The 25659-nt window shown below is 70.8% G+C and carries 23 protein-coding genes; 15 read left to right on the forward strand and 8 right to left on the reverse strand.

All coding sequences use genetic code 11. From position 1 onward, the window contains the following. The first annotated feature begins 50 nt into the window (after window positions 1-50). The 4 genes from hflK to I8J32_RS09570 all read left to right on the forward strand — a co-directional run bounded on the left by hflK (window position 51) and on the right by I8J32_RS09570 (window position 3802). Complete coding sequence (gene hflK / locus I8J32_RS09555; protein ID WP_200611406.1) at window positions 51-1169, forward strand: FtsH protease activity modulator HflK; 1119 nt, start codon at window positions 51-53, stop codon at window positions 1167-1169. Beyond that, window positions 1166-2029 (forward strand): protease modulator HflC, encoded by an 864-nt coding sequence (hflC, locus tag I8J32_RS09560; RefSeq protein ID WP_200611409.1) that lies wholly within the window; start codon window positions 1166-1168, stop codon window positions 2027-2029. The genes hflK and hflC overlap by 4 nt, the downstream gene beginning before the upstream one ends. Before the next feature lie 46 nt (window positions 2030-2075). Beyond that, window positions 2076-2267: a DUF2065 domain-containing protein gene (locus tag I8J32_RS09565; RefSeq protein WP_200611412.1), complete on the forward strand. Its 192-nt coding sequence runs from the start codon at window positions 2076-2078 to the stop codon at window positions 2265-2267. A gap of 242 nt (window positions 2268-2509) precedes the next feature. After that, window positions 2510-3802 carry an adenylosuccinate synthase gene (locus tag I8J32_RS09570; RefSeq protein ID WP_200611416.1) on the forward strand — a complete coding sequence of 431 codons (1293 nt, stop codon included), beginning with the start codon at window positions 2510-2512 and terminating at the stop codon, window positions 3800-3802. 355 nt (window positions 3803-4157) lie between these two features. On the opposite strand, the gene I8J32_RS09575 is transcribed toward I8J32_RS09570, so the two are convergent. The 3 genes from I8J32_RS09575 to I8J32_RS09585 all read right to left on the reverse strand — a co-directional run bounded on the left by I8J32_RS09575 (window position 4158) and on the right by I8J32_RS09585 (window position 6982). Then, complete coding sequence (locus I8J32_RS09575) at window positions 4158-5249, reverse strand: DUF4241 domain-containing protein (protein WP_200611420.1); 1092 nt, start codon at window positions 5247-5249, stop codon at window positions 4158-4160. 134 nt (window positions 5250-5383) lie between these two features. After that, the gene (locus tag I8J32_RS09580) at window positions 5384-5953 is read right to left on the reverse strand and encodes a hypothetical protein (RefSeq protein ID WP_200611423.1); all 570 of its coding nucleotides are present in this window, start codon (window positions 5951-5953) and stop codon (window positions 5384-5386) included. A 264-nt stretch (window positions 5954-6217) separates the two neighbouring features. Then, window positions 6218-6982, reverse strand: a complete 765-nt coding sequence (locus I8J32_RS09585; protein ID WP_200611426.1) for a type 1 glutamine amidotransferase — start codon at window positions 6980-6982, stop codon at window positions 6218-6220. Between the two features lie 630 nt (window positions 6983-7612). On the opposite strand from I8J32_RS09585, the gene I8J32_RS09590 reads away from it, so the two are divergent. Further along, window positions 7613-8167, forward strand: coding sequence for an NADPH-dependent FMN reductase (locus I8J32_RS09590; RefSeq protein ID WP_200611428.1), 555 nt, complete (start codon window positions 7613-7615; stop codon window positions 8165-8167). A 395-nt stretch (window positions 8168-8562) separates the two neighbouring features. On the opposite strand, the gene I8J32_RS09595 is transcribed toward I8J32_RS09590, so the two are convergent. The 3 genes from I8J32_RS09595 to ligD all read right to left on the reverse strand — a co-directional run bounded on the left by I8J32_RS09595 (window position 8563) and on the right by ligD (window position 13350). After that, the gene (locus I8J32_RS09595) at window positions 8563-9402 is read right to left on the reverse strand and encodes a tetratricopeptide repeat protein (protein ID WP_200611431.1); all 840 of its coding nucleotides are present in this window, start codon (window positions 9400-9402) and stop codon (window positions 8563-8565) included. 3 nt (window positions 9403-9405) lie between these two features. Further along, window positions 9406-10308: a non-homologous end joining protein Ku gene (ku, locus tag I8J32_RS09600; protein ID WP_207526525.1), complete on the reverse strand. Its 903-nt coding sequence runs from the start codon at window positions 10306-10308 to the stop codon at window positions 9406-9408. 162 nt (window positions 10309-10470) lie between these two features. Then, window positions 10471-13350, reverse strand: a complete 2880-nt coding sequence (gene ligD, locus I8J32_RS17640) for a non-homologous end-joining DNA ligase (protein ID WP_245156288.1) — start codon at window positions 13348-13350, stop codon at window positions 10471-10473. A gap of 185 nt (window positions 13351-13535) precedes the next feature. On the opposite strand from ligD, the gene I8J32_RS09610 reads away from it, so the two are divergent. The 7 genes from I8J32_RS09610 to I8J32_RS09640 all read left to right on the forward strand — a co-directional run bounded on the left by I8J32_RS09610 (window position 13536) and on the right by I8J32_RS09640 (window position 20139). After that, on the forward strand, window positions 13536-14210 hold the full coding sequence (locus I8J32_RS09610; RefSeq protein WP_200611444.1) for an alpha/beta hydrolase family protein: 675 nt from the start codon (window positions 13536-13538) through the stop codon (window positions 14208-14210). A gap of 125 nt (window positions 14211-14335) precedes the next feature. Beyond that, window positions 14336-15448, forward strand: coding sequence for an S-(hydroxymethyl)glutathione dehydrogenase/class III alcohol dehydrogenase (locus tag I8J32_RS09615; protein ID WP_200611447.1), 1113 nt, complete (start codon window positions 14336-14338; stop codon window positions 15446-15448). Window positions 15449-15457: 9 nt separating this feature from the next. Next, the gene (fghA, locus tag I8J32_RS09620) at window positions 15458-16306 is read left to right on the forward strand and encodes an S-formylglutathione hydrolase (RefSeq protein ID WP_200611449.1); all 849 of its coding nucleotides are present in this window, start codon (window positions 15458-15460) and stop codon (window positions 16304-16306) included. Window positions 16307-16455: 149 nt separating this feature from the next. Beyond that, window positions 16456-16668: a hypothetical protein gene (locus I8J32_RS09625; RefSeq protein ID WP_200611452.1), complete on the forward strand. Its 213-nt coding sequence runs from the start codon at window positions 16456-16458 to the stop codon at window positions 16666-16668. A gap of 121 nt (window positions 16669-16789) precedes the next feature. Further along, complete coding sequence (locus tag I8J32_RS09630; protein ID WP_200611458.1) at window positions 16790-17851, forward strand: diguanylate cyclase domain-containing protein; 1062 nt, start codon at window positions 16790-16792, stop codon at window positions 17849-17851. Between the two features lie 164 nt (window positions 17852-18015). After that, window positions 18016-18204 (forward strand): hypothetical protein, encoded by a 189-nt coding sequence (locus tag I8J32_RS09635; RefSeq protein WP_200611460.1) that lies wholly within the window; start codon window positions 18016-18018, stop codon window positions 18202-18204. Between the two features lie 693 nt (window positions 18205-18897). Next, window positions 18898-20139 carry a DUF763 domain-containing protein gene (locus tag I8J32_RS09640; RefSeq protein ID WP_407061023.1) on the forward strand — a complete coding sequence of 414 codons (1242 nt, stop codon included), beginning with the start codon at window positions 18898-18900 and terminating at the stop codon, window positions 20137-20139. Window positions 20140-20308: 169 nt separating this feature from the next. On the opposite strand, the gene I8J32_RS09645 is transcribed toward I8J32_RS09640, so the two are convergent. Next, complete coding sequence (locus I8J32_RS09645; protein WP_200611464.1) at window positions 20309-22888, reverse strand: ABC transporter permease; 2580 nt, start codon at window positions 22886-22888, stop codon at window positions 20309-20311. Beyond that, window positions 22885-23613 (reverse strand): ABC transporter ATP-binding protein, encoded by a 729-nt coding sequence (locus tag I8J32_RS09650; protein WP_245156289.1) that lies wholly within the window; start codon window positions 23611-23613, stop codon window positions 22885-22887. The genes I8J32_RS09645 and I8J32_RS09650 overlap by 4 nt, the downstream gene beginning before the upstream one ends. Before the next feature lie 283 nt (window positions 23614-23896). On the opposite strand from I8J32_RS09650, the gene I8J32_RS09655 reads away from it, so the two are divergent. The 3 genes from I8J32_RS09655 (at window position 23897) to I8J32_RS09665 (ending at window position 25578) form a co-directional block, all read left to right on the forward strand. Continuing rightward, window positions 23897-24577: an arylesterase gene (locus I8J32_RS09655; RefSeq protein WP_245156290.1), complete on the forward strand. Its 681-nt coding sequence runs from the start codon at window positions 23897-23899 to the stop codon at window positions 24575-24577. Window positions 24578-24670: 93 nt separating this feature from the next. Next, window positions 24671-25126: a YeeE/YedE family protein gene (locus I8J32_RS09660; RefSeq protein WP_207526526.1), complete on the forward strand. Its 456-nt coding sequence runs from the start codon at window positions 24671-24673 to the stop codon at window positions 25124-25126. Beyond that, on the forward strand, window positions 25123-25578 hold the full coding sequence (locus I8J32_RS09665; protein ID WP_200611466.1) for a DUF6691 family protein: 456 nt from the start codon (window positions 25123-25125) through the stop codon (window positions 25576-25578). Before I8J32_RS09660 ends, I8J32_RS09665 begins: the two co-directional genes overlap by 4 nt. The last annotated feature ends 81 nt before the right edge of the window (window positions 25579-25659 follow it).

Below are 25659 nucleotides of genomic sequence, written 5' to 3' on the forward strand. Positions count from 1 at the left end.
ACGCGCGCCTTCGGGCGTGCTTCGGCGAAATCGCCCCCATTGGAGCAGGCATGGCCTGGAACACCCCCGGCAGCAACGAACCCGGCCCGGAAGGCCGCCGACCCCAGCGCCCGCGCAAGGCGCCCGGCGGCCTGGACTCCGTCCTCGACGGTCTGCGCGGCCTGTTCGGTGGCGGGGGCGGCGGCGTGGGCGGCACGCCCATCTGGCGCTGGGTCGCCATCGCCTTCGGCCTGTGGCTGGTGTTCAGCACCTTCCTGCTGATCACCGAGCAGGAACGCGGCGTGGTGCTGCGCTTCGGCCACTTCAACCGCGTGCTGCAGCCCGGCCCCCACTTCAAGGCGCCGTGGCCGATCGAGACCGTGCAGAAGGTCAACGCCACGCAGAGCAACGCGTACAGCGAAACCGTGCCGGTGTTCACCCGCGACGGCAACATGGTGAGCGTCGAGATCAACGTGCAGTACCGCATCGGTGATCCGCAGACCTACCTGTTCGGTACCCGCGACGCCGACAGCGTGATGCAGCAGGCCGCGCAGAGCGCCGTGCGCGAGCAGGTCGGCCGTTCCGACCTCGACACCGTGCTCAACGCGCGCAGCGAACTGACCGTGACCGTGCGCGAGAGCCTGCAGAAGACGCTGCAGGACTACCGCACCGGCCTGGTGGTCACCGAATTCAACCTGCCCAACGCCCGTCCGCCGGACGAGGTGAAGGACGCCTTCGACGAGGTGCAGCGCGCCCGCGCCGACAAGAACACCTCGATCAACCAGGCCCAGGCCTACGCCAAGAAGGTCGTGCCCGAGGCCCGCGGCGAAGCCGCGCGCACGCGTGCGGTGGCCGACGGCTACAAGACCGCGACCGTCGCCCGCGCGACGGGTGACGCGACGCGCTTCTCGCTGCTGGTCGACCAGTACAAGGCCGCGCCGGACGTGACCCGCAAGCGCCTATGGCTGGAAACGGTGCAGGACGTGCTGACCCAGAACCGCAAGATCATCGGCGGCGACTCGCGCCAGCTGCTCTACGTGCCGATGGGCGACAAGCGGTCCGGCGCGTCCAGCGCCCCGGCGCCGCTGCTGACGCCCGACGTGCTCTCGCCCGCCATTACCGCCGACCCCGGCACTACCGGCCGTTCGGCGCGCCCGTCGCGCCCGACCCGTGAGGAGGAACGCCGATGAGATCTTCCGCCTGGATCGCGATTGTCGTCGCCATCCTGCTGGGCCTGATGGGCTCGGTCTTCGTCGTGCGCGAGGGCCACAGCGCCATCGTGTTCCGCCTGGGCACGATCGTGCGCACCGACATCGGCCCCGGCCTGCACTTCAAGCTGCCGATGGTCGAGAACGCGACCGTGTTCGACCGCCGGCTGCAGGTGCTCGACGCCGACCCGGAGCGCTACCTCACCGAGGACAAGCAGGACGTCAGCGTCGACTTCTTCGCCCTGGGCCGCATCGACAACCTGCGCGCGTTCTATCGCGCCACCGGCGGCGACGAGGAAGTGGCCGTGCAGCGCCTGGCGCCGATCATCAAGGACTCGCTGCGCAACGAGATCAACTCGCGCGTGCTGCAGGAAGTCGTCTCCGGCGACCGCACCGAGTTCATCGGCCGGCAGCTGGAAGCCATCAATGAAGGCGCCAGCACGCTGGGCGTGAAGATCCTCGACATCCGCATCAAGCGCATCGAACTGCCGCAGGACAGCAACGTGGTCGGTTCGGTGTACGACCAGATGCGCTCCCAGCGCCTGCAGGTGGCCAGCCAGCTGCGCGCCGAAGGCGTCGAGCTGTCCTCCGCGATCCGCGCCAACGCCGAGCGCGACCGTTCGGTGATCATGGCCGAGGCCGAACGCGACGCGCAGAAGCTGCGTGGTGAAGGCGATGCCGAAGCCACGCGCCTGTACGCCCAGGCCGCCAACAAGGATCCGGCGTTCTACGCGTTCCAGCGCAGCCTGGATGCCTACCGCGCGTCGTTCGCCGACGGCGAGAGCGTGATCGTGCTCGACCGCGACGATCCGTTCCTGCAGTACATGAGGAACGACCGCTGATCCCATGGGGCGGCCCGGGCCGCCCCGTGATGCACCCGCTGCCGCCATGGTCCGTGAACTGCTCAGCGCCATCTGCCTCGTCGCCGTCCTGGAAGGCCTGGTGCTGTTCGTCGCGCCGGGTGGCTGGAAGCGCGCCGTCCAGCAGCTGATGCAGCTGTCGGACCGGGGCGTGCGGCTGGTGGGCAGCCTGTTCGTGGTGGCGGGGCTGATCTCCCTGTACCTCGTGCGTAGCACGTGAAGCCCGCGCCGGGGGCGCTGTTCACCGCCCCCAGGTCTTGACGGCTGCGGTTTTCACGGCCGCCGCGGGGTAGCCCCGCCCCCCTAAAACCCGGATAATGCACAAAAGCCGGACGGGGCCCGCCCCTCCGGCTTTTTCCGTGTCGCGCCTTCGGCTTCCGCCGGCTTGCGCGCGGCACCCTGCGCCGCAGCGCGCCAGTCCAACCCGCTTGCGGGAATTCCAGGTTCGGGAGTGCAAAACCAATGGGTCAGTCAGTCGTGGTGTTGGGTGCCCAGTGGGGCGACGAGGGCAAGGGCAAGATCGTCGACCTGCTCACCCAGGACATCGGTGCCGTCGTGCGCTTCCAGGGCGGCCACAACGCCGGCCACACGCTCGTCATCGGCGGCAAGAAGACCGTCCTGCACCTGATCCCCTCGGGCATCCTGCGCGACGACGCGCTGTGCCTGATCGGCAACGGCGTCGTGCTGCACCCGGGCGCGCTGCAGAAGGAAATCGGCGAGCTGGAAGCCAACGGCGTGGAAGTGCGCAGCCGCCTGAAGATCAGCCCGGCCACGCCGCTGATCATGCCGTACCACATCGCCCTAGATCAGGCCCGCGAGAAGGCCGCCGGCAAGGGCGCCATCGGCACCACCGGCCGCGGTATCGGCCCGGCCTACGAGGACAAGGTCGCCCGCCGCGGCATCCGGGTCGCCGACCTGCGCTATCCGGCCGAACTGGCCGAGAAGCTGCGCGGCACCATGGACTACCACAACTTCGTGCTGACCAAGTACCTGGGCGTGGAAGCGGTCGACTTCCAGAAGACGCTCGACGACGCACTGGCCTTCGGCGAGTACGTCGAGCCGATGAAGTCCGACGTGGCCGGCATCCTCCACGAGCTGCGCAAGCAGGGCAAGCGCGTGCTGTTCGAAGGCGCGCAGGGTTCGCTGCTCGACATCGACCACGGCACCTATCCCTACGTCACCTCGTCCAACACCACGGTGGGCGGCGCGTACGCCGGCACCGGCGTGGGCGCGGACGCGATCGACTACGTGCTGGGCATCGCCAAGGCCTACGCCACGCGCGTGGGCGGCGGTCCGTTCCCGACCGAGCTGGACGACGCCGTCGGCCAGGGCATCCGCGACCGCGGCCAGGAATACGGCGCCACCACCGGCCGTCCGCGTCGCTGCGGCTGGATGGACATCGTTGCGCTCAAGCGCGCGGTGGCGATCAACGGCATCACCGGCATGTGCATCACCAAGCTCGACATCCTCGACGGCATGGAGACGCTGAAGGTCTGCATCGCGTACGAGTACCACGGCAAGCGCAGCGAATATGCGCCGATGGACGCCGCGGGCTGGGAAGAGTGCAAGCCGGTGTACCTGGAATTCCCGGGCTGGAGCGAGTCCACCGCCGGCATCACCGAGTGGGACAAGCTGCCGCCGGCCGCGCGTGCCTACCTGCGTGCGCTGGAAGAGCTGTCCGGCTGCAACCTGGCGATCGTTTCGACCGGTCCCGACCGCGACGCGAACATCGTCCTGCGCGATCCCTGGGCCTGAGCGGGCTTTCGGGCGCGCCAGCCGGATTGCGTCAAACCACGTGGTTTGCCGTCCGCAACGCGCGGCGGCGCGCCCACCATGCAAGGTGATTCGGCAGTCAACTGGCGCGGCTGCATTGCGTCAAACCACATGGGTTGCCGTCCGCAACGCGCGGCGGCGCGCCCACCATGCAAGGTGATTCGGCAGTCAACTGGCGCGGCCGGATTGCGTTAAACCACGTGGTTTGCCGTCCGCAACGCGCGGCGGCGCGCCCACCATGCAAGGTGATTCGGCAGGCACCTGGCGCGACCGCGACGCGAACGTCGTGTTGCGTGATCCCTGGGCCTGACCCAGCCCGTGCATGGGGCCGCGCGCGTCAGCGCCGGCCCAGCCAGCGGCCCAGCCGAGACAGCAAGCCGGCCGCGCGCGTTTCGCCCGCGGCCGCTTCTTTTGTCGGCCCCGGCGGCGCTGTCCGCGCCGCCTCGATGATGCCCATCAGTGCCGCGCTGCGCGGCTTCTTCAGCCGACGCGCGTAGTCGGCGTATCCGCTGATCCCGCCCAGGGCGACGGCCGGTACCGGCGGCAATCCGCCACCGGCCAGCAGGATCTCCAGGGCTTGCGGCCGGTCCAGGCGGATGGCCTCGAAAATCGCGGTGCCGCCGACGCCGGGGATCACATCGTTGGCCGCGGCCGGTCCGTCCGCGATCAGGCTGCGCAGGGCATCGACGTCGTCCGCGACGACGGCGGCGTGCAGTTTCGCCAGGGCGTCGGCGTGCTCCGGCGTCAGGCCGTCCACATAGGCGTCGTAGCGGATCGTCTCCGCGTCGCGCCCGTCGCCGCCCTCGATCGCCAGGAAATCGGTGACCAGAAGCACGGGGCTGCCGTCCGCGGACAGCCCCCAGAAGCTGGGATAACTGCCGTCACCGTATCCGGAAAGGAACATCACCACGTTGTGGGCGGAGCCGTCGCCCATCGGATAGTGGTCCAGTGTCTGGCCGCGCATCTCACCGGCGACGACGTGGTTGTAATAGTCGGCGTGCGGGTCTTCCTCCTGCGCCAGCCGTTGCGCGATCGCCTCCGCGGCGTCGGCGTCCATGAAACAGCCGGTGCCGGCATCGACCGGGTAGCCGAAGAACCGGTCGTCGGCGAGCGTGCCGGCATCCTGGCCGGGCAGCAGCGCCGGGCTCCACTGGAGCGTCGCGGCGTCGATGCCTGCCGGGTCGCGCAGCCAGAGCGCGGCGAGCACCGGCATGTCGCGATGTGCGATGACATCGACCGGGTAGGCCCCGGGAGCGACGGCAGGTCCTGCGAAAGGCGCACGATCGTGGTTGACGAACGGATCGCAGGCGACCACGCGCCCGCTGGTGAGTCGAAGCACGCCGGCGCGCCGGCGGGCGAGTTCGCGCCGCTGCAGCGTGGCGTCGTCCAACAGGGTGCAGAGCAGGTTGCCGGTATCGAGATAGGCCATTTGAGACGCAGCGCCGGAGATGGGGCATCCTCCCGCGCGTCGGAGATCGGCGCAATCGCCTGCCCTTCGATGGGGGCGCGCGTCGCGCAGCGCCCGGGAAGCCGCAAGCCTATGGGGCAGCCCTGAGCAATGGCTCAGGCTGAGAAGGCAGACAGCCAGTGACGCGCTTCCAGCGTGGTCGGCGGATCCAGTGACCACCAGGCGTGCTGCAGCTCGGCCAGGATGCGCGCGACAGGTTGATCGATGACGCTGGCCTGCCCGGAGGCGAGCGCGGCGCGCCAGCGGGCGTGATGCGCAGGCCATTGCGGGTCCGGCGTGTCGGGCGCGTCGGGCGTGTCGGGCCCGAGCGTGTGCAGCAGGCATGGCTGGCTTTCCATCACGGCACGCGCGGTGAGCGGCAGGTGCGCCAGTTGCGTCACCGGCGACGGCACGCGCGGATTGTGCAGGGTGATGCCGGTGATCGAGACGTGGACGATGGCATCGGCGCGGGTGGGGCACGCGTTGAAGACGGCCGTGCCGGAGTCCGGGAGGCTGCCCTCGCGCGCTGCAAAGCCGCCCGCACACAGGCCCAGGGCATGCACGTCATCCGCGCCGTGCGGCTCGATGGCGTGGATCAGTACTGTCGGCTGTTCGCCCGGATGGCGTCCGCGCACGCGCCAGCGCTGGCCGGGCGCGAAGGTGGGCAATGAGGTGATCGCCGTCATGGTGTGTGCCCGGGTCGTTCCCTTGATCGCGGGAATGATGCCGCCGCGCGCAGCGACGAGCCTTGCCGATTCGGGCGGGGTGCCGGCATCGGCGCGAGACGCTGCATTCGGCATGCCGCGCGATCACACCGCGTGCAAGTGGTGGCCGCGATACGCGCAGCGCGTTGGGCCGGATCCGTCGGACGTGCACGACGGCGAGCGTGGACAACCGTCCCGTCGTGCCCTGGAACATCGTTGTTGCCGCCTGGGGAGCTTCAGTCGAGCTCAGGCCCACTCGCGCGAGGGCAGCGTGTAGCGGCGCTGCGGGCGGCCGACCTGGTCCAGGAAGCGGTTGAACACCGTGTCGGCGCCGGCCTGCATCGTCGCGATGTGTTCGCGCGTGTGCGACAGCACGGTCGCGGCGGGATCGGGGTCGCGGCCGCCGGTCAGGGCGAGCAGTTCGTCGCGGTAGAGCGGATGCGCGAGCCAGCGTTCGATCAGGCGCTGGTCCATCTCCAGGTGGAACTGGAAACCGTAGGCGTTGTCGCCGTGCCGGAACGCCTGCGGTTCGCAGTTGTCCGTGCGCGCCAAGTGCACGGCGCCGGCGGGGATATCGAAACGGTAGCTGTGCCACTGGAACACCGGCGCCTGTTCGCCGAGCGCGCCCAGCACCGGGTCGAGGCGGCCCTCCGGCGTCGTGTGCAGCCGGTGCCAGCCGATTTCCGGCACCTCGATGCGGCGGATCGGCGCGCCCAGCACGTGGGCCAGCAGCTGCGCGCCCAGGCAGATCCCGAGCACCGGCTTGCCCTGGTGCAGCATGCGTTCGATGGCGCGCATCTCGGCGCGCAGGTGGGCGCGCCGTTCGTGGTCCTCGACGTTCATCGGCCCGCCGAGCACGATCAGGCCGCGGTAGCGGTCCACGTTCGGCTCGTGGTCGGGGTGGCGCTCGAAATTGACGTAACGCACGCGGTGGCCGCGGCGGCGGATCAGCGGATCCAGCGTGCCCAGGGGCTCGGCGGCGACGTGTTGGAAGACCAGCAGGCGGGACATGGGGCGGACGGGGCAGCGATCGGAAACCACTATGCCACCGCCCGGCGCGGCGCCCATGACGCCGCGGCATCTGCACATGCGCGCGCCGGGCCGATGCGTCGGGCGCAGCGCCCGCCAGCCCGGGGCGGCGCCGCGCGCAGGGGGCGTGGCCTTCGCGAGGGCACCGCGATGGACGTGCGTCGTCCCCCGTGTGGCCCGCGCGCGGAGCCCATGGGCTCCAATGTGTCACCCCGGAGAGGTGCCAGCGGAGCTCGAAGACCCCCGCGAGGGGGTGCGCAGCTCCGGCCGGGGGCCGCCGGGGTGCGTGCGAACCCCCCGACACCTCCGCTCGCAGGCCAGGACAGCTCCCCGCGAGCCCGGCCGGACTCCCCGCGAGGAGCCCTGGGATCCGCCCGAACCCTGCACCGGGTCCTCGCGAACACCGCCGGGGTCCGCGCGAACCCGCCGGACCTCCGCCGGAGCCTCTCCGAGGCGCGATGCTGGAGCCCACGGGCTCCGCGCCTGGTCCGGAGGAAGCTCCGGACGGGGAGGTCCGCCCGGCCCCCCGTCGTACCCGCCGGCGCACGACTGCCTCTGCGTAACGTCGGCCCGTCCACACTCCCGGTTTCCCCGCCACTGCCGGAGCCCCGCATGAGCCAGACCCGTATCGCCGTGATCGTCGGCAGCCTGCGCCGCGAGTCCTTCAACCGCCAGCTCGCCAACGCCCTGTGCGCGATGGGCCCGGCGGACTTCGAGTTCCAGCAACTGCAGATCGGCGACCTGCCGCTCTACAACCAGGACGACGACGCCAACCAGCACCCCAACGTGCTGCGCCTGAAGGACGAGGTGAGCCGCTCGCAGGGCCTGCTGTTCGTGACGCCCGAGTACAACCGCTCGATGCCGGGCGTGCTGAAGAACGCCATCGACCACGCCTCGCGCCCTTACGGCAAGAGCGCATGGGCGAACAAACCCGCCGGCGTGATCGGCATTTCCGTCGGCGCGATCGGCACGGCACTGGCCCAGCAGCACCTGCGCAACGTGCTGGCCTACCTGGACGTGCCCACGCTCGGCCAGCCCGAAGCCTTCCTGCAGGCGAAGGAGGGCTTCTTCGACGCCGATGGCAAGATCGGCGAGGCCAGCCGCGGCTTCGTGCAGAAGTGGATGGACGCGTACGTCGCCTTCGTGCGCCGGCACGTGGCGGGCTGAGGCCGCATGAGCCCCTTCCCCCGCTCCGCGGGGGGTGAGAGGACGTGCTTGCGGACCACTGGTCCGCGCGTCATCGAACGCCGGCAATGTCTGGAGCTGGATGATGGTATGCGTGAGAGCAACCGAATAGGGCGGGTCTTGACCCGCCGGTGTCGCGGCGGTGGTCCTGCCCCCACTGGCGGTGATCTGGATCCGCGTCGAACTCACACCATTGCGTTGTCCCGTTCGCGGCCAAGACGTGCCGGCGGAAATGGGGCAAGCCCCGGCTCGTAGCCCGGGCACGCCTCCTGTTGGCGACCAGGTGGCGGGTCAAGACCCGCCCAATGCGCTGGATTGGCGGCGCGGCGATCGTCGGCCCACATCCCAAGCTTTCCCCGCTTGCGGGGAAGGGGCGCTCAGGTCGACTGCTTCTGCAGCTTCCGGTACTGGGCCATGTGCCGGATCGCTTCGCGCGGCTGCTCCAGCGTCTCGTGCAGCAGCGCCAGGTTGTAGTGCGCGTCGGCCAGCAGCGGGTCGGCGTCCAGCGCGGCGCGGTAGGCCTGGATGGCTTCGGCGCGGCGCTCCATGTCGTCGAGCAGCACGCCCAGGTTGAAATGCAGCAGGGCGTCCGCGCCGGCCTGCGCGGCGGCCTCGCGGTACACCGCGAGCGCCTCCTCGTTGCGCTCCAGCTCGTGCAGCAGCCGGCCCAGGTTGATGCGCGCCTCCAGGCGCGCGGGATCGTGCTGGATGGCGCGCCGGTACAGCTCCACAGCGCCCGCCGGATCCTCGTGCTCCAGGGCGAGCGCGCTGGCGTGCCAGTCCGGGCCGGCGGCGGCCGGCGCCGGCGTCGAAGCCGGTGCGGTGGCGACGCTGGCCTGGATCACGCGCAGCTGGCCCTGCGCCGGGTCGCCTTCGAAGGACAGCAGGTACTGGCCCGACTCGGCCTGGTAGCGGTTGCCGCCCTCGCGCACGACCACCTGGTCGGCGAAGGCGGCGATGCTCAGGCCCGACAGCGGCATTTCCTCCGGCAGGCGCGTGCGCAGTTCGCGCAGCGCGCGCAGGATGCGCCGGTTGGGCAGCTTCGCGGCCGCCAGCGCCTGCGCGGTGCGCAGCACGATCAGGTCGCGGAAGGAGAACTGCAGCGCGTTGCGCGGCCCGCGCGCGGGCACGACGAAGCCGGCATTGATGAGCGAGCGCAGGGTGCCGCGTGACAGACCGAGCAGCTTCTCGACTTCACGCACGCCATATTGATGCATGGATCACTTCGCCCGCCGCGTGCCCTTGCGCTTGGCGGGCTCGCTTTGCACTTCGGCCGCGGCCACGCGCTCGGCCGGCTTGCGCGCCGGCTTGGCCTTGGCGCCCGCGGCGGCCTTCTTCGCCGGCGCGCCGCCCTTCTTCTCCAGGCTGGCCCGCAGCGCTTCCATGAGGTCGATGATCTGCGCGCCGCCTTCGGGTTCCTCGGCCATGGTGATCTCCTCGCCTTCCACCTTCTTCTGCACGGCCGCCTCGATGCGCTCGGCGACATCGTCCTTGTACTGCTCCGGATCGAAGGTGCTGGAGCTTTGCTGTTCGATCAGCTGCTGGGCCAGCTTGAGCTCGGCGTCCTTGACGTCGGTGCGCGGGATGTCGATGTCGTTGATCGAGCGCACTTCGTTGGCGTAGAGCAGCTGCTGCATCACCAGCCCGTGCTCGACGGGGCGGATCATCACGATGTACTGCTTGCCGCGCGCGGCCCAGCGGCCGATCGCGCAGCGCTTGGCGTCGCGCAGGGCCTTGGCCAGCAGGGCGTAGGGCTTGGCGCCGCCCTTGTCGGGCGCGATGTAGTAGGCCTTGTCGAAATACACCGGGTCGATGGCCGAGATCGGCACGAACTCGTCGATGTCGGCGCTGTGGCTGCCGGCCTCCTCCAGTGCCTTGAGCTCGTCGGCGTCGAACATCACGTACTGGTCCTTGGCGAACTCGTAGCCCTTGACGATCTCGTCGCGCGATATGGGGATCTCCTCGCGGGCGCACATGGTCTGGTACTTCACCCGCGACCCGCAGGTCTTGTGCAGCAGGTTGAAGGAGATCTTCTGGCTGGCCTCGGTGGCCGAATAGAGCTTGACCGGGATGGAGACCAGGCCGAAGGAAACGGTCAGCGACGCAATCGAACGTGCAGCCATGTCAGGCCTCCCTCTCGCCGTGCGCCGGTGGTGGCGCGGCGGCGGTGGTGTTGCGGATCGGGTTGTCGGTGCCGGCGCCGGGATCGGAGAAAAACCGGTGCCAGTTTCATTCGTTGCCGAACATCTGGTGGCCGCCGCGACCGGCGCCCGCAAGGGCTGGGGTCACGTGCCCGCGCCGCCCAGGGCCTTGGCCAAGTCCTGCTTGTGCGTGAGCGCGTCGCGCCACCGGTCGCCGGTGCGGGACAACTGCTTTAGCACATTAGTCAGCCGGAAGTCGAGCGGATGTGCACGCGCCAATTCCTCCCAGCTCAGGGGCATGGAGACCGGCGCGCCGGCCGCGCCGCGCGGCGAATACGCGACGTTCAAGGTCTTGCCGCGGACATTCATGTTGTGGTCCATGAAGATCTTGCCGGTGCGCTTGGGGATGCTCCATTCCATGGTGATGTCCTTGGGATGCAGCCGCATCAGGTGGCGGCTGACCAGCTCGCTGACATGGCGTGCGCCGTCGAAGTCCAGCGTGCGGCGCACCGGCACGAACACGTGCAGCCCGGTCTTGCCGGAGGTCTTGACGATGGGTTCCAGCGACATGCCCTGCAGCAGCTCGCGCAGCGCAAACGCGATCTGCTTGCCCTTCTCGAACGCCACCGTGTTGAGCTCGGGCTCGTCGCCGGGCGACTCCAGCCCGGAGTAGATGTACGGATCGATGTCGAAGATCACGTAGTCGGGGTAGTTGAGCACGGATGCTTCCAGCGACTGCTCCGAGGTGGCGTAGTCGGTGGCCTGGGAGGCGGCATCGGGGCCGGGCGCGGCGCGCGAATGCCAGACGTGGAACTCCAGCGTGCCCGACTGGGCCAGCCACAGCAGGGTGGGCAGGTTGTTGCACAGCAGGTACTCGTGGTCCTCGTCCTTGCTGCTCGAGTACACGGTGACGGTCTCAACGAAATCCGGCCGCTTCTGCGCCCAGTGCTTCTGGAAGAAGCGCTGGCCGCCGATGCCGTCGGGCATGCGGATCATGGTGAGCGGGCGGTCGACCAGGTGCGGCAGCATCAGCGGCGAGACCTGCGCCAGGTAGCGCAGCAGGTCGCGCTTGGTCTGCGCGGGCTGGTGCAGCGGCGGGTACTCCGGCCAGTACTCGCGGTCGAGGTGGGAGAGGGGAATGCGGTGCGGTCCCACCTCCAGGGTCAGCGTCTTGCGCGGGCTTTCGAGCTGGTCGAGCACCGACCTGATGTCCGTGGTTTCGGGCAGTGGCATATCGGTCCGCGCCGTCGTCTTCGCGTCCGCGCTGCGCGGCCTGGCGCGGCCGGTCGTGGCCGTGGGCTTGGCGTCGCCGTTCCCGTTGCCATTTCCGTTGCCGGTGGCGGACGCGGACGCGCGGGCTGACTCGCGCACCGGTTTTTCAGTTTTCTTCCCGACGGTCTTTTCGACATAGGCCGGACGCTGCAGCGCCAGCTCGCCATGGTCCACCCGCACCACCGTGCTGGGACGGATGTCGTCGCGCAGCCGCTCGAACACCGGCGCGCGCAGCGCCCCATCGCCGGTCCACTCGTGGTAGCTGACCTCGGCCACCAGTTCGGGGCGCACCCAAGTCACCGGCCCGTTGACGGCGGGCTTGGGGTCGAAAGGACAGGTGCGCGTGGTCAGCGCGTCCAGGCGCTTGCGCAGCGTGGCCAGCGTGCGGTCGTCGAAGCCCGAGCCGACGTGCGAGGCGCACACCAGGTGGCCTTCCTCCCAATACCCGACGATGAGCGAGCCCAGGCTTTCGCGCGCGCCCTTGCCCTTCGTGTAGCCGCCGATGACGAAGTCCGCGCTGCGCCGTGGCTTGACCTTGATCCACGCCGCGGACCGCCGGCCGGCTTCATAGCGGCTGTCGCGGCGCTTGCCGATGACGCCCTCGAAACCGCTGGCGAGCGCGGCGATGTTGAGCGCCACGCCGTCGTCCACCGCATGCACCAGGTGCACCAGCGGCGAGGGCAGCAGGCACTGGGACAGGTAACGGCGGCGATCCGCGTACGGGCGCTGGCGCAGGTCGATGCCTTCGTAGTGCAGCAGGTCGAAGGCGAACAGCAGGGTGGGCGTGGCCTTGTCGGCGGCGGCGATGTCGCGCGCGTTCTTGAGCTGGAAGCGGTTCTGCAGCGCGTTGAACGAGGGCCGGCCGGCCGCATCGAAGGTGACCAGCTCGCCGTCCAGCACCACGCCGCCGCTGGCCTGCTGGCGCAGCTCCTGCGACAGGTTCGGGAAGGCGCCGGCAATCTCCAGCCCGCGCCGCGAGCGCAGGCGCACGCCGTCGGCGTCGATGAAGGCCATCACCCGGTAACCGTCGAGCTTGGGTTCCCAGGTCCAGTCCTCGTGGTTGAAGACCTTGTCGGCCAGTTCGGCCAGCATCGGTTCGATCTTCGCCGGCATCGCGCGCCGCGGCCCGCGCGGCACCAGCCGTTCGGCCGGCATCCGGTGCACCGGCACGAGGCGGATCTCGGCCACGCTGGCGCCGCTCAGCACGGAGTGGTCGTGGGCGGTGACATCGTCCTTGGAGACGAAGCGGTCCTTGTGCTTGATCAGCAGCCAGCTCTTGGCTTCCTTCGTGCGTACCAGGGCGAAGGAGCCCTTCAGTTTCTCGCCGCGCAGCTGGATGCTGAGCTTGCCGGCCTCGATGCCGGCGCGCACGCGCGCCTGCGCCTGCTCGCGGTCGTGGAAGCAGGTGCCGTCCTCGTCCGGGCTGTACACGCCGCAGTCCCAGACGATCACTTCGCCGGCCCCGTACTGGCGTGGCGGGATCACGCCCTCGAAGGAGCCGTAGTCGAACGGGTGGTCCTCGACGAGCACCGCCATCCGCTTGTCCGCCGGGTCGAGCGACGGCCCCTTGGGCACCGCCCATGACTTGAGCACGCCATCGCATTCGAGCCGGAAGTCGTAGTGCATCCGGCTGGCGCGGTGCTGCTGGATGACGAACATCAGCGGCCCTTCGCCCGCGGCGGCTTCGGCCGGCGGCGGCTCGGGCGTCGCGTCGAACCTGCGCTTGTCGGCGTATTCGCGGAGCTTGGCCATGCGGGGTCCACCAGGGCAGCCGGGCCACGATACCCAATCGTGCATGGGCGGCGCGTGGGCGCCAGTGGCGATCTCGCCGGCGATCCCGCCCGCGCTGTCGGCCGCGACGACGAGGGCGGCATCAGCGGCGCACTACCCGGCGCCGGGAACGGCGCGCAGACTGATGGCCCGCACGGAGTGACGCCATGGCCGCTGCTGCTCCCTTCACCTTCCAGGTCGCGCCCGACACGCGCGTGAGCGCACGCGCCGACGTGCCGGAACAACCCTGGGCCGTGCTCGTGCTGGCCCACGGCGCCGGCGCGGGCATGGACCATGCCTTCATGGCCGCGGCGGCGCAGGGGCTGTGCGCGCGCGGCATCGCCGTGCTGCGTTACCAGTTCCCCTACATGGAACGCGGCTCGCGACGGCCCGATCCGCCCCGCCTGGCGCAGGCCACCGTGCGGGCCGCGGTGGCCGAGGCCGGCGCGCGCTGGCCGGGCCTGCCGCTGTTCGCCGGCGGCAAGTCCTTCGGCGGACGCATGAGCTCGCAGGCGCAGGCCGAGGGCGGCCTGCCGGGCGTGGCCGGGCTGGTGTTCCTGGGCTTCCCGCTGCACCCGGCCGGCAAGCCCGGCGTGGCGCGCGCGCAGCACCTGGACGATGTCGCCCTGCCGATGCTGTTCGTGCAGGGCACGCGTGACGAACTGGCCCTGCCGGACCTGCTGGTGCCCGTCGTGGCGCGGCTGGCCACGCGTGCGCGCCTGCATGCCGTCGAGGCCGCCGATCATTCCTTCCACGTGCCCGCGCGCAGCGGCCGGACCGATGCGCAGGTGCTCGACGAGGTACTCGACGTCGCCGCCGACTGGATGCGCGCGCTGGCCTGACCGGCGCGGGTTGCCGCATCGCGATGCGGTGCCTGCGATCGTGCCGGCGATAGGGCCGGCGATCGTGCTTGCCATTGGCCGCCGCGCGTTCTATACCGCAGCCTCCCCACGCCCCCGGAGTCCGCATGAAATCCCGAGCCGCCGTCGCCTTCGCCGCTGGCCAGCCGCTGCAGGTGGTGGAGATCGACGTGGAACCGCCGCGCGCCGGCGAGGTGCTGGTGCGCATCACCCACACGGGCGTGTGCCACACCGATGCGTTCACGCTCAGCGGCGAGGATCCCGAAGGCCTGTTCCCGGTGGTGCTGGGCCATGAAGGCGCGGGCGTGGTGGTCGAGGTGGGCGAGGGCGTCACCTCGCTGCAGCCGGGCGACCACGTGATCCCGCTGTACACGGCCGAATGCCGGGAGTGCAAATTCTGCCTGTCGGGCAAGACCAACCTGTGCCAGAAAGTGCGCGCCACCCAGGGCCGCGGCCTGATGCCCGACGGCACCAGCCGGCTGAGCTACCAGGGCCGGATGCTGCACCACTACATGGGCACCAGCACCTTCAGCGAGTACACGGTGGTGCCGGAGATCTCGCTGGCGAAGATCCATCCCGAGGCGCCGCACGAGAAGGTCTGCCTGCTCGGCTGCGGCGTCACCACCGGCATCGGCGCGGTCCACAACACCGCCAAGGTGAAACCCGGCGACACCGTCGCGGTGTTCGGCCTGGGCGGCATCGGCCTGGCCGTCATCCAGGGCGCGCGGCAGGCGCGGGCCGGTCGCGTCATCGGCATCGACACCAATCCGGGCAAGTTCGAACTGGCCCGCCAGATGGGCGCCACCGACGTGGTCAACCCGCGTGACCACGCGCGTCCGATCCAGGACGTCATCGTCGAGATGACCGACGGCGGCGTCGATTTCTCCTTCGAGTGCATCGGCAATGTCGACGTGATGCGCTCGGCGCTGGAGTGCTGCCACAAGGGCTGGGGCGAGAGCGTCATCATCGGCGTGGCCGGCGCCGGCCAGGAAATCCGCACCCGTCCGTTCCAGCTGGTCACCGGCCGGGTCTGGCGCGGCAGCGCGTTCGGCGGCGTGAAAGGGCGCACGCAGCTGCCGGGGATGGTGGAGCAGGCGATGCGCGGCGAGATCGAGCTGGATCCCTTCGTCACCCACACCCTGCCACTGGAACGCATCAACGAGGCCTTCGAGCTGATGCACGCCGGCGAATCGATCCGCACCGTCATCCATTTCGACTGACGCGCGGCCATGGAACGGATCGAATCGCACGCCAGCTTCGGCGGCACGCAGGAAGTCTGGCGCCACCGCTCGCACGTGCTGGGCTGCGACATGCGGCTGGGGGTGTACCTGCCGCCGCAGGCCGCCGAGGGCCCGTGTCCGGTGCTGTATTGGCTCAGCGGCCTGACCTGCACGGAGCAGAACTTCATCACCAAGGCCGGCGCGCAGGAACACGCCGCCCGCCATGGCCTGATCCTGGTCGCACCCGACACCAGTCCGCGGGGCGAGGGCGTCCCGGATGCGGACGGCTACGACATCGGCCTGGGGGCGGGCTTCTACGTGGACGCCACCCGCGCCCCGTGGTCGAGCCACTACCGCATGCACAGCTATGTGGCCAATGAACTGCCCCCGCTGGTGGAGGGGCATTTCCCCGCCGGTGGGGCGCGCGCGATCAGCGGCCATTCCATGGGCGGCCACGGCGCGCTGGTGCTGGCCCTGCGCCATCCCGGGCGCTACCGCAGCGTGTCGGCCTTCTCCCCGATCGTGGCGCCCAGCCGGGTGCCCTGGGGCGAGAAGGCCCTGGGCGAGTATCTGGGCGAACCGCGGGAGGCCTGGGCGGCCTGGGATGCCTGCGAGCTGGTGCGGGCGCCCCGGGCCGAGCGGCTGCCGATCCGGGTCGACCAGGGGGAAGCCGACGAGTTCCTGGCCACCCAGCTGCGTCCCGAGCTGCTCGAGGCCGCCTGCCGGGACAGCGGCCACCCGCTGCAGCTCCTGCGCCGGCCGGGCTACGACCACAGCTACTACTTTGTCGCCAGCTTCATCGGCGAGCACATCGCCTTTCACGCCGCCGCCTTGAACGTGAACGCGGCGGCCTCCTAGGAGGCCGAGGTCCTGAACGGGGCTGGCCCTGTCCCCGGGCACCCTCGAGGTGAATGTTCAGCCCCTCCCCCATGGGGATCTTGCCCTTGCGCCTGGACGGGAGTAAACCTGATCACGTGGCCTTCACGTTTGGCCGCCAGGGGAACTTGATGAACGTCCGCAGCGGACCGAATCACGACGCACCACTGTTCGATGTCATGTTGCGCGTGGCGCGCGAAGAATGCGCGCATGCGCCCTGGAACGACATCGAACCCATGCTGGCGGCGACCTGGGAGCGGCTGCGCAGTCCGTCCGCACCGGCGTGGATGGACATCGTCGAACGCGTGCGGGCCTGTTGCCAGGACGCCGGCACGCGTCACTGAGTGACCGCGGTACCGTTCATGGCGTGACGTGCCGCACGAACCGAGGCATCGTTTCCGAACGCGCGCCAACCGGCCGTAAAAACTCACCCGGTCTTGCACTTTGCGCCGGTAACTTCGCGGCATGGAACGCTTTGACGACGCCTCCACGGAGGGTGACGCCGCCTCCCTTACTGCGCTGCGCGCACAACTGGCGGAAGCCCGGCATGAACTGGCCGGCTGCCGCGCGCACATCGATCGCGTACGCAGCGCCCTGCAGGCACTGCCTGACGGGGTCGTGGTCGTCGACGCGCAAGGCCTGATCACCGACATCAACCTGGGCGCCGTGCACCTCACCGGCTGGGCCGAGTCCGACTGCATCGGCCAGGCCCTGCATGAGGTCGTGCGGTTGCGCGATTCGCAGGGCCGGCAGGTGGACCTGCTCGCGCCGCGCACCAACGATGCCGTCGTCACGACACTGGTGCGGCGCGACGAGCACCAGGTGCTCATCGAGGCCACGCTGACGCCGCTGTTCGACACGCAGCGCCCCACCGTGCCGACCGACGTGCAGGCGCTGGAACCCCCGATCGGCTGGGTGCTGGCTTTCCGCAACGTCACCGCGGCCCGCCGCATCACCGACGAACTGACCTACCACGCCACCCATGACGCCCTGACCGGCGTGCTCAACCGGCGCGCACTGGAATCCCGCCTCAAGCGCGCCGTGATCAACGCGCAGGAACACGGCACGCCGCATGCGCTGCTGTACCTGGACCTGGACCGCTTCAAGGCCGTCAACGACAACGGCGGGCATTTCGCCGGCGACGAACTGCTGCGCACCTTGTCCGCCTTGCTGCAGCGCAGCCTGCGCGACCACGACACGCTCGCGCGCCTGGGCGGCGACGAGTTCGCCATGCTGCTGACGCACTGCACGCCCTCGGAGGCGCGCGTGGTCGCCAAGCGCATCCGCGCGGCGATCAGCGAGTTCCGTTTTCCCTGGCAGGGCCAGGAGTTCGACGTGGGCGCGAGCATCGGCATGGTCACCTTCCGCAACGGCGCGCTGGCGCCGCGCGCGCTGCTGCTGCGTGCCGACGAGATGTGCTACCTGGCCAAGGCCAACGGCCGCAACCAGGTCCAAGTCATCGCCGCCGAGCGGCCCATCGCGCGCTCCGACGCGCCGCGCAAACGGCCGGCGGTGGCGCGGCGCTGAGCACGTCGTGCAGGGCTGACCTGCCACCGGCCGCGCCCTGCTGTCAGCTTCGCTGTTGAAAGCCCCGGGCCAGGCTGCTGCGCGGTCGTGCCGACAATGGCCGCTTTCGCTGGCGATTCACCGACGACGCACCAGCATTGGAGCCTCCGAGTAGAGAAACTCCCATGGCTTCGAGCAAGCGCGAACTCATCGAACCCAACGGCGACAAGCGCCTGATCCGTCGCGACGAACAGGGCCGCATCGTCGAGTCAGACGACCTGGGCAAGTCGCTGGCGCAGGACACCCGCAAGCCCGCCAAGCGCGCCGCCCCCAAAGGGCAGGGCGACCGCGGCGACCAGGCGCGCAGGCACTAGCTGACCATCTAGCTCCTTCCCCCGCTTGCGGGGGAAGGTTGGGATGGGGGCCAACGATCGCGCCGAATCAGCCCCTTCCCCCGCTCCGCGGGGGGTGAGAGGACGCGTTTGCGGACCACTGGTCCGCGCGTCATCGAACGCCAGCAGGCTGTGCCTGCTGGCCGGGAAGTTTGGGATGGGGGACACCGATCGCGCCGAATCAGCCCCTTCCCCCGCTCCGCGGGGGAAGGTTGGGATGGGGGCCGACGATCGCGCCGAATCAGCCCCTTCCCCCGCTGCGCGGGGGAAGGTTGGGATGGGGGCCAACGATCGCCGCGCATCAGCCCCTTCCCCCGCTCCGCGGGGGAAGGTTGGGATGGGGGCCACCGATCGCGTCGAATCAGCTCCTTCCCCCGCTCCGCGGGGGAAGGTTGGGATGGGGGCCACCGATAGCCGCGTCGCCCAAGATCAACTGCAAAATCCCGCACAAGCCAACTCCAACGCTCGACCAGCGTCGCGATCCAAAGCCCCGCGCCACGCCGCTGAATCATTCACCCCACCGCCCGATCCGCCCGATCCCGTCGTAGCCGGTGAGACCCCGCCGCGTCATCCTTCGCCCATGTCGTCCTCCCACGCTTCCACGTGAGCCGCCGCAGCGGCAGCGCCGACCTCCCCCTGCATGGCGGGCGGGTGCCGCGCTGGCTGGCCGATCGCATGACGCGCCTGGGCGCGGTGATGTGCGAGGCCATCGTCCACACCTACGGCCGCGACGAACTGCTGCGCCGCCTGGCGCATCCGTTCTGGTTCCAGTCCTTCGGCGCCGTGATGGGCATGGACTGGCATTCCTCCGGCATCACCACCAGCGTGATTGGCGCGCTCAAGCGCGGCCTGGCGCCGCTGTCGGGCGAACTGGGCGTGCACGTGTGCGGCGGCCGCGGCCGGCATTCGCGGGCGACGCCGGCGGAACTGCACGCCATCGGCGAGCGGGTGGGCATCGACGGCGCTGCACTGGCGCAGGCCAGCCGGCTCGTCGCCAAGGTCGACAGCGCGGCCGTGCAGGACGGCTTCGACCTGTACCTGCATGGCTTCATCGTGACCGACGACGCGCGCTGGGTGGTGGTCCAGCAGGGCATGAACGGCGCACGCGGACAGGCGCGCCGCTACCACTGGCTTTCGGAGGACCTGCGCAGTTTCGTCGATGCGCCGCACGCGGCCATCGAAGGCCCGGGGCAGGGACGCATCGTCAACCTCGCCGACCGGCGAGCCCAGGACTCACGCACGGCACAAGTCGCGCTGCTGCGCGAGCTGGGCCCGCATGCCATCGCATGCGAAGCGGCGCGCATCGAGGGCCGCACGTCGATCGCCCGCCCCGAGCCCGACGCGCCGCAACTGGAATTGCTGCCGCACCTCACCATGCCCGATCACCACGACGTGCGCGACGGGGATGTCGTCGTGCGCCGGCTGCACGGCGCGCTGGCCGCGGCCGCTGAGTGCGGACCGCGCGACTTCGCCGAACTGCTGCAGGTGCCGGGCGTCGGGGCGCGCACCGTGCGCGCGCTGGCGATGGTGGCCGAGGTGATGCACGGCGCGCCGTGCCGCTTTAGCGACCCGGCCCGGTTCTCACTGGCGCACGGCGGCAAGGACCGCCACCCGTTCCCGGTGCCGACGCGGGTCTACGACCACACCATCGGCGTGCTCAAGACGGCGGTCCGCAACGCGAAGCTGGGCCGCGATGAGCAGCTGGCCGCGATCGCCCGCCTGGACGAACAGGCGCGCCGGCTCGAACGCACGGCGACCGGGCCCGGCGTGCAGGCCCTGATCGCGCAGGAGCGACGCGATTCGCACGCCCTGGGCGGCCGCAGCATCTTCGGCTGGGAGCCGCCGCCGGAGGCCGCGCCGTCCGATGCGATGCCGCCCGATGCGATTCCGGCGGACGCCTCGCGCAAGCTCGGCTGACGCCAACGCGGATAGGGCGGGTCTTGACCCGCCATCGCCATGCTTGCGCACCGCGAGGCCGTCGAATCCGAATGACCTGGAGCGGCGGGTCAAGACCCGCCCTATGCACCTGCAGTCGAATCCGAATGATCTGGAGCGGCGGGTCTCGACCCGCCATCGCCGTCCCGTTTCAGCCCTGCAGTTCGCGCAGCGTCACGCTGGGTGGCGCGTCGAGCACGCGGCGCGTGGCGAACAGGCCTGCCGCCAGCGCGGCGCACATGCCCAGCCCGCCGCCGACCGCGGCCAGCGTCCAGTTCGCGGTCCACGGCAGGTCGAAGACCTGCTTGGCAACGACGCCGGACAGGATCGAGGCCGCGATCGCCGCCACCAGTCCCGACAGCAGGCCGATCGCCGCGAATTCGGAGGCCTGCGCCATCCGCAGCTGGCGGCGGCTGCCGCCGAGCACGCGCATCACGCCGCCCTCGAGCAGGCGTTCGTCCTGGCTGGCGCTGATCGCGGCCATCAGCACGAGCAGGCCGGCGGCGAAGGAGAACCAGAACACCACCTGCACGACGGTCGACACCTGGTCGCCGGTCGCGCGCACCTGCTGCAGCACCGCTTCCACGTCGATCACCGACAGGTTCGGGTAGCGCGCCACCAGCTCCGCGGTGAAGCGCGGGCGCGAGGCCGGCACGCTGACCGCCGTGATGTGGCTGGCGGGCAGGCCATCCAGCGTGCCGGGCGAAGCGACCACGAAGAAGTTGGGCCGGAAGCTTTCCCAGTCGACGCTGCGCAGGCTGGTGATGGGTGCTTCCACGCGGCGGCCGGCGACGTCGAAGGCGATGCGGTCGCCGACCTTCCAGTCCAGCGACTCGGCGAAGTCCTCCTCCACCGAGAACTGCGGCGCGGGGTGGGCCTGGCCCTGCCAGAACTTGCCTGCAACGATGCGGTTGTCCGCGCGCACGGCGGCGACCGTGGACAGGTTGAACTCGCGCTCGCGCCGGCGCTGCGCACGCACCTGGTCGGCGTCATCGCCCTCACCGGCGGACGCGGGAGCCCCTGCAGCATCGGCCGGCGCCAGCGTGCGCCCGTTATGCGCCACCAGGCGCGCGCGCACCATCGGGAACAGGGTCGGCGGAGCCACGCCCTGCGCGCGGATGAATTCGCGCACGCCGTCCACCTGGTCGGTCTGCACGTTGATGATGAAACGGTTGGGCGCGTCCTTGGCCAGCGACAGCTGCCAGCGGTCGAGCAGGTCGGTGCGCACGAAGGTCAGCAGCAGCAAGGCCATCAGGCCCAGGCCCAGCGCGGACACCTGCGCGATGCTCGTGGCCGCGCGACGGCTGACGTTGGCCAGGCCGTAGCGCAGGCTGCCGCGCAGGCGCGGCCGCAGGTGGCGCACGAGCAGGATCAGCAGCCACGCCAGCAGGCCGAGCACCGCCAGCGTCGCGCCGATGCCGACCAGCATCGCGGTGGCCAGCGTCGCCGAACCCGCCTTCCACCACAGCAGCGCGGCCAGGCCCGCGATGCCGGCGATGGCCACCGCCCACGCGCTGGGCTCGGTGGCATCCAGGTCGCGACGCAGCACGCGCAGCGCCGACACGCGGCGCAGCGCGAGCACCGGCGGGGCGCCGAAGGCCAGCAGCACGACCATCCCCACGCCCAGGCCCTGCAGCGCCGGCATCCAGCCCGCGGGCGGAATGGACAGCTTGAGCACGCCGCCCAGCCAGCCGCCGATCGCCCATTGCAAGGCGAACGCGATCGCCACCCCCAGTGCGCTGGCCAGCAGGCCCAGCAGCAGCATCTCGCCGACGTGGATCGCCACCAGCGTGCGCTGGCTGGCGCCCAGGCAGCGCATCACCGCCGCGCCCGACAAGTGCCGCGCGCTGTGGCGCCGCGCCGCCATGGCCACGGCCACCGCCGCCAGCACGACCGACACCAGCGCGGCCAGGCCGAGGAAGCGCCCGGCCCGGTCCAGCGCCGAGCGGATTTCGGGTCGCGCCTGGCCGATGGTTTCCAGGCGCTGGCCGCGGCCGAGATTGTCGCGGGCGATCTTCGTGAATTTCTCCACCGCGCCCGCGTCGCCGGCGACGACCAGGCGATAGCCCAGCCGGCTGCCTTCCTGCACCAGGCCCGTGGCCGGCAGGTCGGCGAGGTTGATGAACACCTTCGGCGCGACGTTGAAGTAATCCATCGACGCATCGGGTTCCTGCGTCACCAAACCGACCAGGCGCAGTTTCAATTCGCCCACGTGCACGCTGTCGCCCAGGCGCGCGCCGAGCGTGTCGGCGCCGGCGCGGCTGAGCCAGGCGGTGCCCGCCACGGGCACCTGCGCGAGCGTGCGCTCGGCATCGTCGACGCCGCGCACGCGGAAGGTGCCGCGCAGCGGGAAGCCCGCGCCCAGCGCGCGCACGTCGCCCAGGCGCAGGTTGGCGGTGTTGCCATCGCCGACGCGGATCATGCTGGTGAGTTCGACCGTGTCGGCCACGCGCAGGCCGCCGCTCCGCGCGGCGTCGCGCGCCGCGCCTTCGATCGGGCGGTCGCCGCGCAGCACCGCATCGCCGCCGAGCAGGCGGTTGGCTTCCATCGTCAGCGCGCGCGCGGCGCGATCGGTGACGAAACCCACCGCGGTGACCGCCACCACCGCCAGCACCAGGGCGGCGAGCAGGATGCGGATGTCGCCGGACTTGAGGTCGCGACGCAGCTGGCGCCATGCCAGCCCGGCGGCCGCACGCAGGCTGCCGCTCCCGCGCGGGGACGCGGCGCTCATGCCGGCACCAGCCGGCCGCCGTCCAGCCGCAGCAGGCGGCCGCAGCGGCTGGCGAGGTGTTCGTCGTGCGTGACCAGCACCAGCGTGGTGCCGGCGGCGGCGTTGAGATCGAACAGCAGTTCGATGATCGATTGCCCGGTGCGCGTGTCGAGGTTGCCGGTCGGCTCGTCCGCGAACAGCAGCGACGGCCGCGTCACGAATGCGCGCGCCAGCGCCACGCGCTGCTGTTCGCCGCCGGACAGTTGACGCGGGTAATGGGACAGCCGCTCGCCCAGGCCGACCTGGTTGAGGATGGCGCGCGCCAGCGCCTGCACGTCGGCGTCGCCGCGCAGTTCCAGCGGCAGCATCACGTTTTCCAGCGCGGTCAGGGAGGGCAGCAGCTGGAAACTCTGGAACACGAAACCGACCTTCTCGCCGCGCACGCGCGCGCGGCCGTCCTCGTCCAGGCTCGACATCGGCGCGCCATCCAGCACGACGCGGCCGCTGGTGGGCGTGTCGAGCCCGGCCATCAGCGCCAGCAGCGTGCTCTTGCCCGAGCCGGACGCGCCGACGATCGCGACCGCATCACCGGGCTCGATCACGAAGCCGATGTCGTCCAGGATGGTCAGTTCACCCGTCGGCAGCGTCACGCGCTTGCCCAGGCCGCTGACCTCCAGGGCGTGCGGGCGGTCGCGCGGGGCGGGGGACGGCGTTGCGTGCAGCATCGAGGGGTCGGCCTGGTTCATCGGCAATGTCCATCAGAGCGTGATGGCCCACGACGTGGGCCGGAAAGCGGCAGCAAGCGGGAAGCAGGGCAGTCAGCCCGGCAGGCGGCGAAGGCGCGCAGACGGCAATCCCGCCGCATGCCCGTGTTGCCCACCCATGCACTGCGTCCCGATGCACTGTGTCCCGCGCATCAGAACAGTACCTGCGGGCGCGGGCAACGCGTTCAAGCCATCCCCTGCCGTGGTGCCCAGTGACGACCGGCAGGGTTTCCAATGACGAGCATCCCTGTGCGATAAGGCTGCCATGAATTCCTTGCTTCCTGCCGCGGCCGCCGGCCGCATGCTCCGCGCCGCGCGCCTGCTGGCCGCATTCATGCTGGTGCTGCCCGCGCTGGGGCAGGCCGCGCCGATCCCCGCCACGGTGCAGCCGCAGGCGCCACCGACCGTGCTCGTGTTCGGCGACTCGCTGTCGGCGGCGTACAACCTGGAGGCCGCGCAGGGCTGGGTCGCGCTGACCGAACAGCGCATCGCGCAGGCCCATCCCGGCTGGCGCGTGGTCAATGCGAGCATCAGCGGCGAGACCACCGCCGGCGGCGCGTCGCGCATCGTGGCTGAAGTCGCCCGCGTGCGGCCCAGCGTGGTGATCATCGAACTGGGCGCCAACGACGGCCTGCGCGGCCTGCCGCTGCCGGACACCCGGCGCAACCTGGCGCGCATGATCGGCGCCGCGCAGGGCGTGGGCGCGAAGGTGCTGCTGGTGGGCATGCGCCTGCCGCCCAATTACGGCGCCGCCTACACCCGCGGTTTCGAGCGCAATTTCCACGAACTGGCCGCGCTGTTCGAGACGGCGTTCGTCCCGTTCCTGCTCGAGCCGATCGCACGCGACCGCAGCCGCTTCCAGTCCGACAACCTGCATCCCACCGCGCAGGCGCAGCCTGCGCTGCGTGACCATGTGTGGCCGGTGCTGGAAGAACTGCTGGACTGACGGGCCGCCGCGGCCGCGGGACACCGGCCCGCTCGCGCGCATCGATGCGGCGGGCGCACACTATCGGCTTGCCCGTTTCTGGAATCCGAGTCCATGCCTGACTTGCCCGCCTGGTTCGCGTCCGCCTGGATCGCGTCCACCTTGCTCGCAGGCCTGGCCGGAGGCGTGCTGATCGGCCTGGCGGCCGCGCTGCTCCTGCTGGGACTGGGTCGCATCGCCGGCATCAGCGGAATCCTCGGCGGACTGCTGAGCCGTAGCGGCGACCGCGCCTGGCGTGCGGCCTTCCTGGCCGGCCTGATGGGCGCCGGCGCGCTGACGATGCACCTGCTCGGCCAGGCCACGCCGTCGCCGGCCAGCCCGCCGATGCTGCTGCTCGCCGGGGTGCTGGTCGGCTATGGCACCAGCCTGGGCAATGGCTGCACCAGCGGCCACGGCGTGTGCGGCCTGGGCCGGCTGTCGAAGCGCTCGTTCGTCGCCGTGCTCGTGTTCATGGGGACGGCGTTCCTCACCGTCTTCGTCACCCGGCACGCGCTGGGCGGTGCGCCATGAGGCAGCTCGTCATCGCGGCGACGGCGGGCGCGCTGTTCGGCGTGGGGCTGGCGGTCTCGCGCATGACCGACCCCACCGTCGTGCTGGGCTTCCTCGACCTGGCCGGTGCGTTCGACGCCACGCTGCTGTTCGTGTTCGCCGGCGCGGTGTGCGTCACCGTGCTGGCGTTCCGCGGGATCCTGCGTCGTCCGCGTCCCGTGTTCGCCGGCAGCTTCCAGGTGCCCACGTACCAGGCGATCGACCGCCCGCTGCTGGCGGGCGCCGCGCTGTTCGGCATCGGCTGGGGCCTGGCGGGCTATTGTCCCGGTCCGGCGCTGGTCTCGCTCGCCGCCGGCATCGACTCGGCGATCGTGTTCGGCGTGGCGATGCTGGCCGGGATCGTGCTGCACCGGGTCACCTCGGGCGGCCGACGCGCGCGACGCGTGGGTTCGGCGCGCGAGGCTTCGCGCTGAAAAAAGCGCAGCACTCAGGCCGGGGCAGGATTGCAGGGCAGGATTGACGGGCGCGGACGTCGGCCCGTCCCCGCCCATCGC

This window comes from Lysobacter solisilvae (genome assembly GCF_016613535.2).
Classification (GTDB): Bacteria; Pseudomonadota; Gammaproteobacteria; order Xanthomonadales; family Xanthomonadaceae; genus Agrilutibacter; species Agrilutibacter solisilvae.